At 71.8% G+C, this 12,759-nt stretch carries 12 protein-coding genes; 10 read left to right on the top strand and 2 right to left on the bottom strand.

What is annotated here, in order from left to right; all coding sequences use genetic code 11:
• Window positions 1–106 precede the first annotated feature (106 nt).
• The 3 genes from dnaE (at window position 107) to ABD091_RS01500 (ending at window position 5,932) form a co-directional block, all read left to right on the top strand.
• Window positions 107–3,667: a DNA polymerase III subunit alpha gene (gene dnaE, locus ABD091_RS01510; RefSeq protein WP_343915349.1), complete on the top strand. Its 3,561-nt coding sequence runs from the start codon at window positions 107–109 to the stop codon at window positions 3,665–3,667.
• Window positions 3,652–4,212, top strand: a complete 561-nt coding sequence (locus ABD091_RS01505) for a hypothetical protein (RefSeq protein ID WP_343915348.1) — start codon at window positions 3,652–3,654, stop codon at window positions 4,210–4,212. Before dnaE ends, ABD091_RS01505 begins: the two co-directional genes overlap by 16 nt.
• Before the next feature lie 94 nt (window positions 4,213–4,306).
• Complete coding sequence (locus tag ABD091_RS01500) at window positions 4,307–5,932, top strand: DUF3352 domain-containing protein (protein WP_343915346.1); 1,626 nt, start codon at window positions 4,307–4,309, stop codon at window positions 5,930–5,932.
• 10 nt (window positions 5,933–5,942) lie between these two features.
• On the opposite strand, the gene ybaK is transcribed toward ABD091_RS01500, so the two are convergent.
• Both ybaK and ABD091_RS01490 read right to left on the bottom strand, forming a co-directional pair.
• Entirely contained in the window at window positions 5,943–6,434 is a 492-nt protein-coding gene (ybaK, locus tag ABD091_RS01495) for a Cys-tRNA(Pro) deacylase (protein WP_343915344.1), read from the bottom strand.
• Window positions 6,435–6,436: 2 nt separating this feature from the next.
• Complete coding sequence (locus ABD091_RS01490; protein ID WP_343920859.1) at window positions 6,437–7,099, bottom strand: LON peptidase substrate-binding domain-containing protein; 663 nt, start codon at window positions 7,097–7,099, stop codon at window positions 6,437–6,439.
• Between the two features lie 81 nt (window positions 7,100–7,180).
• On the opposite strand from ABD091_RS01490, the gene hisD reads away from it, so the two are divergent.
• Genes hisD through hisF form a run of 7 tightly spaced genes read left to right on the top strand, consistent with a single transcriptional unit; the run spans window position 7,181 to window position 12,715 of the window.
• Window positions 7,181–8,494 carry a histidinol dehydrogenase gene (hisD, locus tag ABD091_RS01485; protein ID WP_343920857.1) on the top strand — a complete coding sequence of 438 codons (1,314 nt, stop codon included), beginning with the start codon at window positions 7,181–7,183 and terminating at the stop codon, window positions 8,492–8,494.
• Window positions 8,491–9,600, top strand: coding sequence for a histidinol-phosphate transaminase (locus ABD091_RS01480; protein ID WP_343915342.1), 1,110 nt, complete (start codon window positions 8,491–8,493; stop codon window positions 9,598–9,600). The genes hisD and ABD091_RS01480 overlap by 4 nt, the downstream gene beginning before the upstream one ends.
• Window positions 9,597–10,202, top strand: a complete 606-nt coding sequence (gene hisB / locus ABD091_RS01475) for an imidazoleglycerol-phosphate dehydratase HisB (protein ID WP_343915341.1) — start codon at window positions 9,597–9,599, stop codon at window positions 10,200–10,202. Before ABD091_RS01480 ends, hisB begins: the two co-directional genes overlap by 4 nt.
• The gene (hisH, locus tag ABD091_RS01470; RefSeq protein WP_343920855.1) at window positions 10,199–10,834 is read left to right on the top strand and encodes an imidazole glycerol phosphate synthase subunit HisH; all 636 of its coding nucleotides are present in this window, start codon (window positions 10,199–10,201) and stop codon (window positions 10,832–10,834) included. The genes hisB and hisH overlap by 4 nt, the downstream gene beginning before the upstream one ends.
• Window positions 10,831–11,163 carry a hypothetical protein gene (locus ABD091_RS01465; RefSeq protein WP_343915340.1) on the top strand — a complete coding sequence of 111 codons (333 nt, stop codon included), beginning with the start codon at window positions 10,831–10,833 and terminating at the stop codon, window positions 11,161–11,163. The genes hisH and ABD091_RS01465 overlap by 4 nt, the downstream gene beginning before the upstream one ends.
• Window positions 11,164–11,186: 23 nt before the next feature.
• Window positions 11,187–11,945, top strand: coding sequence for a bifunctional 1-(5-phosphoribosyl)-5-((5-phosphoribosylamino)methylideneamino)imidazole-4-carboxamide isomerase/phosphoribosylanthranilate isomerase PriA (gene priA, locus ABD091_RS01460; protein WP_343915339.1), 759 nt, complete (start codon window positions 11,187–11,189; stop codon window positions 11,943–11,945).
• Window positions 11,942–12,715 (top strand): imidazole glycerol phosphate synthase subunit HisF, encoded by a 774-nt coding sequence (hisF, locus tag ABD091_RS01455; protein WP_343915338.1) that lies wholly within the window; start codon window positions 11,942–11,944, stop codon window positions 12,713–12,715. The genes priA and hisF overlap by 4 nt, the downstream gene beginning before the upstream one ends.
• Window positions 12,716–12,759: the final 44 nt, after the last annotated feature.

Here is a 12,759-nt window from a genome sequence, read left to right as displayed (position 1 = left end):
AGCGCTGCCGTAGGCTTCTGGTTCTTCCCCCAGCACGACCGACGGCCCTGGCAGCCGTTGATGCTGCCTGCCCGTCCGACCCCCGAGGGGAGTGGCTCCACCACCGATGGCTGGATCCTCCAGTGGCTCCTTCGCCCACCTGCACGTCCACACCGAGTACTCCATGCTCGACGGGGCGGCACGGCTGGACGACCTCTTCGCGCGCACCGCCGAGCTCGGCATGGGCTCCATCGCGATGACCGACCACGGCAACGTGTTCGGCGCCTACGAGTTCTGGTCCAAGGCCAAGGCCCACGACGTCAAGCCGATCATCGGCATGGAGGCCTACTTCACGCCCAACACCTCGCGCTTCGAGAAGAAGCGGGTGCGGTGGAACGACGGCGGCCAGGACGACGTGTCGGGCTCGGGCTCCTACACGCACATGACCCTCCTCGCCGAGACGACCGAGGGCATGCACAACCTCTTCCGGCTCTCCAGCCGCGCGAGCATGGAGGGTTACTTCTACAACGCGCGTGCCGACCGCGAGCTGCTCTCGGAACACGGCCGCGGCATCATCGGCACCACCGGCTGCCCCTCGGGCGAGGTCCAGACCTGGCTGCGCATCGGCGACTACGAGAAGGCCCGCCAGGCTGCGGCCGACTTCCAGGACATCCTCGGGCGCGACAACTACTTCCTCGAGCTGATGGACCACGGGCTGTCCATCGAGAACCGGGTGCGGGAGGGCCTGCTCCGGCTCAGCAAGGACCTCGGGATCCCGCCGATCGCGACCAACGACTCCCACTACGTGCGCCAGGAGGACGCCCCCTCCCAGGAGCACCTGCTGTGCGTGTCCTCGGGCAGCGTGATGAGCGAGCCGCCCTACGACAAGGGCGGCAAGCGCTTCGCCTTCCAGGGCGACGGCTACTACATCAAGTCGGCTGCCGAGATGCGCGAGCTGTGGGGCGACCGCAACGGCCTGCCGGAGGCGTGCGACAACACCCTCCTCATCGCCGAGCGCTGCGACGTCTCCTTCACCCAGGGCAACGGCACCTACATGCCGAAGTTCCCCTGCCCGCCGGGCGAGAACGAGGACTCCTGGCTGGTCAAGGAGGTCGAGCGGGGGCTGCAGGTGCGCTACCCGAGCGGCATCCCCGACGCGGTGCGCAAGCAGGCCGACTTCGAGATCGGCGTCATCACCCAGATGGGCTTCCCCGGCTACTTCCTCGTGGTCGCCGACTTCATCAACTGGGCCAAGGACAACGGCATCCGGGTCGGTCCCGGTCGCGGCTCCGGCGCGGGCTCGATGGTCGCCTACGCGATGCGCATCACCGACCTCGACCCGCTCGAGCACGGCCTGATCTTCGAGCGGTTCCTCAACCCCGACCGCGTGTCGATGCCCGACTTCGACATCGACTTCGACGAGCGCCGGCGCGGCGAGGTCATCAAGTACGTGACGGAGAAGTACGGCGACGACCGGGTCTCCTACATCGTCACCTACGGCACGATCAAGGCGAAGCAGGCCGTCAAGGACTCCTCGCGCATCCTCGGCTACCCGTTCGCGATGGGCGACCGCATCACCAAGGCGATGCCGGCCGCGGTCATGGGCAAGGACGTGCCGCTCAAGCAGCTCTTCGACCCCGCCCACGGGCGCTACGGCGAGGGTGGGGAGTTCCGGGGGCTCTACGACTCCGACAACGACGTGAAGACCGTCGTCGACACCGCGATCGGCCTCGAGGGCCTCAAGCGCCAGTGGGGCGTCCACGCCGCCGGCATCATCATGTCGAGCGAGCCGCTGCTCGACGTGATCCCGCTGATGAAGCGGCCGGCCGACGGCGCGATCATCACCCAGTTCGACTACCCGACGTGCGAGTCGCTGGGCCTGATCAAGATGGACTTCCTCGGCCTGCGCAACCTCACGGTGCTCGACGACGCCATCAAGAACATCGCCGCGAACCGCGACGAGACGGTGGTGCTCGAGGACCTCACGCTCGACGACCCCGCGACCTACCAGCTCCTCCAGCGTGGCGACACGCTCGGCGTCTTCCAGCTCGACGGCGGGCCCATGCGCGCCCTGCTGCGCTCGATGCGGCCCGACACCTTCGAGGACATCTCCGCCGTCGGCGCGCTCTACCGACCCGGTCCGATGGGTGCCGACTCCCACAACAAGTACGCCCGGCGCAAGACCGGCCGCGAGCCGGTGGAGGCGATCCACCCCGAGCTCGCGGAGCCCCTGCAGGACATCCTCGGCGAGACCTACGGCCTGATCGTCTACCAGGAGCAGGTCATGGCGATCGCCCAGAAGCTCGCGGGCTACACGCTGGGCGAGGCCGACATCCTGCGCCGGGCGATGGGCAAGAAGAAGAAGGCCGAGCTGGACAAGCAGTTCGAGGGCTTCTCCTCCGGCATGGCCGAGCGCGGCTATTCCGCGGCAGCGGTCAAGACGCTGTGGGACATCCTGCTGCCGTTCTCCGACTACGCCTTCAACAAGGCGCACTCCGCGGCCTACGGACTGGTGTCCTACTGGACCGCCTACCTCAAGGCCAACTACCCGGCTGAATACATGGCCGCGCTCCTGACGTCCGTGAAGGACGACAAGGACAAGATGGCGATCTACCTCAACGAGTGCCGCCGCATGAAGATCCAGGTGTTGCCGCCCGACGTCAACGAGTCCCACGCCAACTTCACCCCGGTCGGCCAGGACATCCGCTTCGGACTCACCGCCGTGCGCAACGTCGGCAGCAACGTGGTCGCCGCGATCGTCGAGGCGCGCGAGCAGGAGAGCCGCTACACCGACTTCAACGACTTCATGTCCAAGGTGCCGGCCCTGGTCTGCAACAAGCGGGTCATCGAGTCCCTGGTCAAGGCCGGCGCGTTCGACGACATGAAGCACTTCCGGCGGGCGCTGGTCCACGTCCACGAGACGGCCGTCGACCAGTACGTCGACATCAAGCGCAACGAGGCCATCGGACAGGACTCCCTGTTCGACGGTCTCGACGACGACGGTGCCTCGGGTTTCGGGATCTCGGTGACGATCCCCGACCTCGACGAGTGGGACAAGATGACCCTGCTCGGCCACGAGCGGGAGATGCTCGGCCTCTACGTCTCCGACCACCCGCTGCTCGGCCTCGAGCACCTCCTCTCGCGCGGCACCGACTGCACGATCGGCCAGCTGATGCTCGACGAGGAGCGGCCCGACGGGTCGCCGATCACGATCAGCGGTCTGGTCACCTCGGTGCAGCGCAAGGTCACCAAGCGCGGTGACACCTGGGCGCTGGTGACCCTCGAGGACCTCGACGGCGCGATCGACGTCCTGCTGTTCCCGAGCTCCTACCAGCTCGCCAGCACGCTCCTGTCCGAGGACGCGATCATCACGGTGAAGGGACGGCTCTCGCGGAGCAAGGACCAGCCCGAGATCCACGCCCAGGAGGTGACCGTCCCCGACCTCACCGACGGGCCCTCCGGCCCGGTCGTCCTGAAGCTGCCCCAGACCCGGGTCAACGCCGGCACCGTCGAGCAGCTCAAGGACGTCCTGCGCACCCATCCCGGTGTCACCGAGGTCCATCTCCAGCTCCTGATGCGCGACAAGACGCTGATGATGAAGCTGGGTGACGCCCACCGCGTCAGCCCGAGCCCCGCCCTCTTCGCCGACCTCAAGCAGCTGCTGGGACCCGGGTGTCTCCAGAGCTGACCACCCACCCGGCTCCGGCCCACCACGCCTCACCGTGGTGGGGGCTGCGCGACGTCGTGATCGTGCTGCTGGTCTTCGCCGCTGTCGGCTCGCTCGCCGGTGTCGTCTGGGAGCTCTGGTGGACACCCCCCACCGGTGTCGTCGTCGACCACGCGTGGGTGCCGGACGACGCGGGGCTGCGCGAGCTCTTCACGGGCACCGGCCAGTACGTCGTGGTGGCGCTCGTCGCCGGCCTGCTCGCGGGGGCGGCGTGCGCCTGGTTCGTCGACCGGGTGGCCCTGCTGACGCTCGTGACCGTCGTCCTCGGGTCAGCCCTCGGAGCCTGGCTCATGCTGCAGGTCGGTCTCTTGCTCGCGCCGCCCGACCCGGCGGTCGCCGCCCGCACCGCCGCAGACGGCACGACGCTGCCGGGCGCCCTCGAGGTCTCGGGAGCCGGGGCGCTCGCGAGTCTGCCCGCCGGGGCGCTCACCGGGCTCGTCGTCGTCTTCATCGGTCTCACCCCCGCTCAGCCCGAACCGGGCCGGGGCAGCACTCCCACTCGGTAGGATCGAGCCACGGGAACCGACGCCCCACCGCGTCCGTCCCACGACCACCGGCCGTCCAACGCGGGCGTCCGAGCACACCCTGGGGAGACACACCATGTCCAGCAGCACCCCGCCGCCGTCCGGCGGTCCGGAGTTCCTCGACCAGACCGGCGGCGAGCCGGTCGGTCCCGACACCACCCGGTCCGGCGGCGGGGGCGGCGCCCGTCGTACCGCCCTCGTGGCCGGCGGCGCCGTGGTCGGCCTCGGCCTGGTCGGCGGCGCTGCCTGGGCGGCGATGTCGTTCTTCGCCACCGGCTCGCAGCCCGCCGAGGCGCTGCCGGCCGGCACCCTCGGATACGCGTCGGTCGATCTCGACCCGAGCGGCAGCCAGAAGATCGAGGCGCTCGAGATGATCAAGAAGTTCCCGAGCCTCGACAAGGAGCTGGGCGGCATCAACGCCGACGACGACCTCCTCGCGAAGGTGTTCGCGGAGGCCGATTGCGAGGGCCTGTCCTACGACGACGACGTCAAGCCGTGGCTGGGCTACCGGTTCGCCGTGGCCGCCGTCGACCTCGGCGACGACGCGCCCACCCCGGTGGGCGTGCTCCAGGTCTCCGACGCCGGCGCGGCCGAGGACGGGCTGGCCCAGCTGGCCGCGTGCCACGGTGAGGGCGACGCGATGGGCTGGGTCGTCGAGGGCGACTGGGCCGTCGTGGCCGAGACCGACGACCTCGCCCAGCAGGTGGTCGATGCCACCGGTGACGGCACGCTCGCCGACGACGAGGACTTCCAGCGCTGGACCGGTGAGGTCGGTGACCCCGGCGTCATGACGATGTACGCCGCTCCCGAGGCTGCCCAGGCCCTCGCCGAGCTGTCCGACGAGTTCTCGCCCGGCACCATGCTCGGCATGCCCATGGACCCCATGGGTGCCGAGGGCATGGAGTCGAGCCCCGAGATGACCCAGGCGCTGGAGAACTTCCAGGGCATGGCCGCCACCGTGCGGTTCTCCGACGGTGCGCTGGAGATCGAGGGCGCCGCAGCCACCGGCTCCGAGCAGACCGCCGCACTGTCGACCGACCGCGGCGACGACGTCCTCGCAACGCTGCCGGAGGACACGGCGGCCGCCCTGGGCTTCGGCCTCGGCGAGGGCTGGCTGACCACCATCGTCGATCAGGCCGTCGCGTCGTCGGGCGGCGAGATGTCCGCCGAGGACCTCGAGGCGCAGCTGCAGGCCATGGCCGGCCTGAGCTTCGACGACGTCGAGACCGCCTTCGGCGAGTCCGCGGTCCTCGCGGTCGGCAGCGACATCGACCCCGAGGCGATCTTCAGCTCCGCCGACGGCAGCAGCATCCCGGTGGGCGCCAAGATCCAGGGCGACGCCGCGGCCATCGAGGACGTGTTCGGCAAGATCTCGCAGTCCATGGGGCCCGAGGCCGGCACCTTCCTCGGCACCGACGCGGACGGTGACTACGTCGCCGTGGGGCCGAGCCCCGACTTCCGCAGCAGCCTGCTCGGCGACGGCAACCTCGGCGACTCCGCGGTCTACCAGAACGTGATCCGCGAGGGTGACGACGCGAGCGCGGTGTTCTTCGTCAACTTCGACGCCAACGACTGGCTCGCCGGCCTCCTCGAGGGCCAGCAGGAGGCGCAGGACGACGTCGCGCCGCTCGAGGGGCTGGGCATGACCTCGTGGGTCGACGACGGGACCTCCCACGGGGTCCTGCGCCTGACGACCGACTGACGCCGTCTCGTCAGCTCCGGCCGATCTGGCACGTGATCGCTCCCGTGATCGCGACCAGGTCGGCCGGAACCATCTCCAGGTCGAGCCCGCGGCGCCCGGCGGACACGAGGATCGTGTCGTGGGCGGTCGCGGTCTCGTCGAGCACGGTGCGCAGCGACCGCTTCTGGCCCACGGGGGAGATGCCACCGGCGACGTACCCGGTCGCGCGCTCGGCGTCCGGGACCGGTGCCATGGCCGCCCGGCTCCCGCCGAGCGCCCGCGCGAGTGCCTTGAGGTCGAGCTGCCCCGAGACCGGGACCACGCCCACGACCAGCTCGCGGCCGTCGAGCCGGGCGACCAGCGTCTTGAACACGCGGGCCGGGTCGATCCCCAACGCCTCGGCCGCCTCGAGGCCGTAGGACTCGGCTCGGGGGTCGTGGTCGTAGGGGAGAAGGGCGTAGCTGATGCCGGCCGCGTCGAGCGCGACGGTGGCCGGCGTACCGCCCTTCTGCCTCTTGGCCACGCCTAGTTGGGTGACCAGCGGGTGCGGGCGACCTCGGTGGCCGGCAGCGACGGGATCACGTTCATGGCCCGGAGCTCGGTCCGCAGCAGGTCGGTGACCAGCCGGAGCCTCAGACCGGCGTCCTCGGCCTCGAGCAGGGACTGGCGGTCGGGCATCGGGAGCGGGGCGACGGCCGCGAGCGTCCACGACAGGTAGGTCGGGTCCTGGGGGAGCGGTGCGGGGTAGGGGTCGGAGCGGATCTCGGCCAGCGCGACCCGGTAGGCGGTGAAGACGGCCCGGGCCTGCTCGACCACCTCCGACGCCACGGCCCCGCCGTGCTCGGGCCGCGCGCTGACGTGGCCGAGCGGGAACGACCCGGTGGTGTCGAGCCGCTCGAGCTCGATCCGGTCGAGGCCGACGGCGACGAGGTCGAAGGTCCCGTCCGGGCGCGGCTCGACGTCGGTCATCCGGACCCGGCACCCGACCTTGTAGAGCGACTGGGCGCCGTGGTCGCCGACCTCGTAGCCCTCCCGGATCGCGACCGTGCCGAAGAGCCGGTCGGTGGGATCGGCGACGCGCAGCAGGTGGTGGACCAGGGCGCGGTAGCGGTCCTCGAAGACCCGCAGGGGGATGCTGACCCCGGGGAACATGACCGAGTTCAGCGGGAACATCGGCAGCGGGTCCATCACCCCTCCGACGGTAGCCCTGGTCCAGTCACCGGCGCCGACTCGGCGCGACGACGCGCCGAAACTAGAATCGGGCGGGTGATCATCCGACGCATCGACCTCCGGGCCACGGACGGCTCAGCCGGGCCCGTCGACTACCGCGCGGTCGTGCCGCGCGCGGAGCTCGACGTGGAGGCCGCTGCCCATCTCGTGCGGCCGGTCGTCGACGCCGTGCGCGACCGTGGTCTGGAGGCGGTCCTCGAGTACACCGCCCAGTTCGACGGCGTGGACCTCGACGACGTCGTCGTCTCGCGCGAGGTGATGGCCCGCGCGCTCGAGGAGCTCGACCCCGACGTGCGGGCGGCCCTCGAGGAGTCCGTGCGCCGCCTCCGGGCGACCTGCGAGGCCGAGCTCGAGCGCGACGTGACGACCGAGGTCGCGGCCGGCGCGGTCGTCACCCACCGCAAGGTCCCGATGGACCGGGTCGGCCTCTACGTCCCCGGCGGTCTCGCCCCGCTGGTGTCGAGCGTCGTGATGAACGTCGTTCCCGCCCAGGTCGCCGGTGTCGGGTCGATCGCCCTGGCCAGCCCGCCGCAGAAGGACCACGGTGGACTGCCCGAGCCGACGATCATGGCGGCCTGCGCGCTGCTCGGTGTCGACGAGGTCTACTCCGTCGGCGGTGCCCAGGCGATCGCCATGTTCGGCCACGGCGCGGGCTCGTGCCGCAAGGTCGACCTCGTCACCGGGCCCGGCAACGTCTACGTGGCGGCGGCGAAGCGGCTGCTGCGCGGCGTCGTGGGCATCGACTCGGAGGCCGGCACCACCGAGATCGCCGTCCTCGCCGACGACTCCGCCGACGCGGGCCACGTCGCCGCCGACCTGATCAGCCAGGCCGAGCACGACCCGGCCGCGGCGAGCGTCCTCGTCACCGACTCCGAGCGGCTCGCCGACGACGTCGTGGTCCAGCTGGAGAAGCAGGTCCCGGCCACCCGCCACGACCAGCGGGTGCTCACCGCCCTCGGGGGACCCCAGTCGGGGATCGTGCTGGTGGACGACGTCGACCAGGGCCTCGACGTGGTCAACGCCTACGCGGCCGAGCACCTCGAGATCCACACCCGCGACGCCCGCGCCCACGCGGCGCGCGTCCGCAACGCCGGCGCGGTCTTCGTCGGCCCGTGGGCCCCCGTGAGCCTGGGCGACTACGCCGCCGGGTCCAACCACGTGCTGCCGACCGCGGGCTGCGCGTGTCACTCCTCGGGACTGTCGGTGCGCGCCTTCCTGCGCTCGATGCACGTCGTCGACTACTCGCGCGAGGCGCTCGCGGAGGTCGCCGGGCACGTCACGGTCCTCGCCGAGGCGGAGGACCTCCCGGCCCACGGCCGGGCCGTCTCGATCCGGCTGGACGACGACCGGTGACCGCGGCCGAGACCTGGCCGCCGCTGCGCGAGGAGCTCCGGGGGCTCGAGCCCTACGGCGCGCCCCAGCTGAGCCTCGAGCAGGCGCCGGTCCAGCTCAACGTCAACGAGAACCCCTACGGCCCCAGCGAGGCCTGCGCCGCCGCCATCGCCCGTGCCGTGGGCGAGGCGGCCTCCAGCCTCAACAGGTATCCCGACCGCGAGTTCGTCGCACTGCGCGGCGCCCTGGCCGCCTACCTCAACGCCTCGGGCGGCAGCGACGTCACTCCCGACATGGTGTGGGCCGCCAACGGGTCCAACGAGGTGATGCTCCAGCTGCTCCAGGCGTTCGGCGGGCCCGGGCGGCGGGCGTTGAGCTTCGCGCCCACCTACTCGATGTATCCCGAGTACGCGCGCGACACGATCACCGAGTGGGTGGTCGGCCACCGCGAGCACGACTTCACCCTCGACCTCGACCACGCCCGGTCGCTGGTCGAGGAGGTCGGGCCCTCGGTCGTGCTGCTGCCGAGCCCCAACAACCCGACCGGCACCGCACTCCCGCACGACGCGATCGGGGTGCTCTGCGAGGCCGCCGGGGACGGCCTGGTCGTGGTCGACGAGGCCTACGGCGAGTTCCGGCGTACGGACACCCCGAGCGCTCTCGAGCTGTTGCCCTCCCACCGCAACCTCGTCGTCACCCGGACGATGAGCAAGGCGTTCGCGCTCGCCGGCGGCCGGCTGGGCTACCTCGCCGCCGACCCGGCGATCGCCGACGCGATCCGCGTCGTCCGGCTGCCCTACCACCTTTCGGCGGTCACGCAGGCGGCCGCGCTGGCGGCCCTCGGGCACGCCGACGAGCTGCTCGCGAGGGTCGACGACCTGCGGGCCGAGCGCGACGCCACCGTCGACTGGCTGCGGGCGCGGGGGCTCACGGTCGCCGACTCCGACGCCAACTTCGTCCTCTTCGGGACCTTCGCCGACCGCCACGCGGTCTGGCAGGGCCTGCTCGACCGCGGGGTGCTGATCCGCGAGACCGGTCCGGCCGGATGGTTGCGGGTGTCCATCGGCACCCCGGTGGAGATGGGACAATTCCGCACGGCACTCACCGAGGTCATGGAGGAACTGTGAACCGCACCGCCACGCTCGACCGCGCGACGTCGGAGTCGAAGGTCCACGTCGAGGTCGACCTCGACGGCACCGGACGCCACGACATCGCGACCGGTGTCGGCTTCTACGACCACATGCTCACCGCCTTCGCCCGCCACGGGTTGGTCGACCTCGTCGTCCGCACCGAGGGCGACACCCACATCGACGCCCACCACACCGTCGAGGACACCGCGATCGTGCTCGGCCAGGCGATCCGCGAGGCGCTGGGCGACAAGAGCGGCGTCCGCCGGTTCGGCGACGCGACCGTCCCGCTCGACGAGGCGCTGGTCCAGGCCGTCGTCGACATCTCCGGCCGGCCCTACTGCGTCCACACGGGCGAGCCCGAGGGCCAGGCCTACGTCGTGATCGGCAGCGACCCGGGCTACTCCGGCTCGCTGACCCGGCACGTCTTCGAGACGCTCGCCTTCCACGCCCACCTCGCGCTGCACGTGCGGGTCCTCGGGGGCCGCGACCCCCACCACCTGGTGGAGGCGCAGTTCAAGGCGTTCGCCCGCGCCTTCCGCGACGCCGTGGCGATCGATCCGCGCGAGACCGGGGTCCCCTCGACCAAGGGTGCGCTCTGAGCACTCCGAAGGTCGTCGTGCTCGACTACGGGTCGGGGAACCTCCGTTCCGCGGTCCGTGCTGTCGAGCGCGCCGGCGCGACCGTCGAGCTGACCTCGGACTTCGAGGCGGGGCTCGCCGCCGACGGCCTGCTCGTCCCCGGTGTCGGCGCCTACGCCGCGTGCATGGCCGGCCTGCGCTCGGTCAAGGGCGACCGGCTGATCGGCCGCCGGTTGGCGGGCGGACGTCCCGTGCTCGGGATCTGCGTCGGGATGCAGGTGCTGTTCGCACGTGGCGTCGAGCACGGTGTCGAGACCGACGGCTGCGACGAGTGGCCCGGCGTCGTCGAGCGGCTGCAGGCGCCGATCGTGCCCCACATGGGCTGGAACACGGTCGACGCACCCGACGGCACCTCGCTGTTCGCCGGCATCGAGGACGAGCGGTTCTACTTCGTCCACTCCTACGGCGTCCGCGACTGGATCCTCGAGACGAACGACCGCACCCGCGCCCCGCTCGTGACCTGGGCCGAGCACGGCGGCGACCGCTTCGTCGCCGCGGTCGAGAACGGCCCCCTCACCGCCACCCAGTTCCACCCCGAGAAGTCCGGCGACGCCGGTGCTGCCCTGCTCCGCAACTGGGTGGCGTCGCTGTGAGCAAGGAACGGCGGCGCCGTCGGGAGGAGCGGGAGCGCCAGGCCGCCCTCCTGGCAGCGGCGCGCGCGGCCGAGGCCGAGCGCCGGGAGCGCCGGGCCGCTCGCCGTCGTGCGCTGACCGGCTGGCTCCCCGACCGTCGCCGCAACCGGCAGAGCGGCATCCTCGCCGAGCGCCGCCGCCGCCAGACCGGCGCGACCGTCGCCCTGGTGCTGGCCGCGGTGGTGCTGACCTGGGTGGTGACCTCCAGCCTCACCGCGGTGGTCCTCGCCCTCATGATCGGCGTGCTCGCCGCCCCCGTGATCCACACGATGCTGTTCCGCAGGGCCTGACCGGCCACGACCGAGAGAGAGACATGAGCGACTACCCTTCGACAGGCTCAGGACGACGCCTCGAGCTGCTCCCCGCCGTCGACATCAAGGGCGGCCAGGCCGTCCAGCTGGTGCAGGGCGTCGACGGGTCGGAGAAGCGCTTCGGCGACCCGGTCGAGGCGGCGCTGCGGTGGCAGGAGGCCGGCGCGGAGTGGATCCACCTCGTGGACCTCGACGCCGCGTTCGGCCACGGTCACAACCGCGAGCTGCAGGCGAGGATCGTCGGCGCGCTCGACATCGACGTCGAGATGAGCGGCGGGATCCGCGACGACGAATCGCTCGCCGCCGCGATGGCGACCGGCTGTCGCCGCGTCAACATCGGGACGGCGGCGCTCGAGCAGCCGGCGTGGTGCGCGGCCGCCATCGCCGACCACGGCGACCGCGTGGCCGTCGGGCTCGACGTACGGGGCCGGACGCTGGCGGCGCGCGGCTGGACGCGCGACGGCGGCGACCTCTACGAGGTGCTGGCCCGCCTCGACTCCGAGGGCTGCGCCCGCTACGTCGTCACCGACGTCAACAAGGACGGCATGCTGCAGGGCCCGAACCTCGACCTCCTCCGGGACGTCTGCTCGGCCACCGACCGCCCGGTCGTCGCCAGTGGGGGAGTGACGACCATCGAGGACGTCCGCGCACTGATGGAGCTGGTGCCCGTCGGTGTCGAGGGCGCGATCGCCGGCACCGCGCTCTACGAGGGCCGCTTCACCCTGGAGGAGGCGCTCGCGCTCACGAAGGGGGCCCCGTGACCCTCGCGGTGCGTGTCATCCCCTGCCTCGACGTCGACGCCGGCCGGGTGGTCAAGGGCGTCAACTTCCAGGAGCTGAGGGACGCCGGCGACCCGGTCGAGCTCGCCCGCACCTACGACGCCGAGGGCGCCGACGAGCTGACCTTCCTCGACATCTCCGCCTCCCACGAGGGACGGGCCACCACCCTGGAGGTGGTGTCGCGCTGCGCCGAGGAGGTCTTCATCCCCCTCACCGTCGGTGGCGGCATCTCCAGCATCGAGGACGTCGACCGGCTGCTGCGCGCGGGGGCCGACAAGATCGCGGTCAACACCGCGGCCATCCACCGGCCCGAGCTCGTCGCCGAGATCGCCGACCGCTTCGGCAACCAGGTGCTGGTGCTCTCGGTCGACGCCCGCAGGGCGACCGGCGAGCGTCCCACGGACTCCGGCTTCGAGGTCACCACCCACGGCGGGCGGAAGTCCGCCGGCCTCGACGCGATCGAGTGGGCGCGGCGGGCCGAGGAGCTCGGTGCCGGCGAGATCCTGCTCAACGCGATGGACGCCGACGGCACCACCGACGGCTTCGACCTCGAGCTCATCGAGGCCGTACGCCGCGAGGTGCGCGTCCCGGTGATCGCCAGCGGGGGAGCGGGGCGGCTCGAGCACTTCCCGCCGGCGGTCCACGCCGGGGCCGACGCGGTCCTCGCCGCGACCGTCTTCCACTTCGGCACCCTGCGCATCGGCGAGGTCAAGCAGACCCTGGCCGACGCCGGCCACCCCGTCCGCCACTGACGCGCGAGCGATTCGTCGCCTGTCACCGCCCGGGAATAGCCTGA

Source organism: Nocardioides aestuarii, assembly GCF_039527245.1.
GTDB classification, from domain to species: Bacteria; Actinomycetota; Actinomycetes; order Propionibacteriales; family Nocardioidaceae; genus Nocardioides; species Nocardioides aestuarii.
This window is presented reverse-complemented; position numbering and strand designations above follow the sequence as displayed.

Coding starts and splice junctions, on each gene's coding strand:
- dnaE (WP_343915349.1), top strand. CDS start 107: ATGGCTGGATCCTCCAGTGGCTCCTTCGCCCACCTGCACGTCCACACC.
- ABD091_RS01500 (WP_343915346.1), top strand. CDS start 4,307: ATGTCCAGCAGCACCCCGCCGCCGTCCGGCGGTCCGGAGTTCCTCGAC.
- ABD091_RS01490 (WP_343920859.1), bottom strand. CDS start 7,099: ATGGACCCGCTGCCGATGTTCCCGCTGAACTCGGTCATGTTCCCCGGG.
- priA (WP_343915339.1), top strand. CDS start 11,187: ATGAGCGACTACCCTTCGACAGGCTCAGGACGACGCCTCGAGCTGCTC.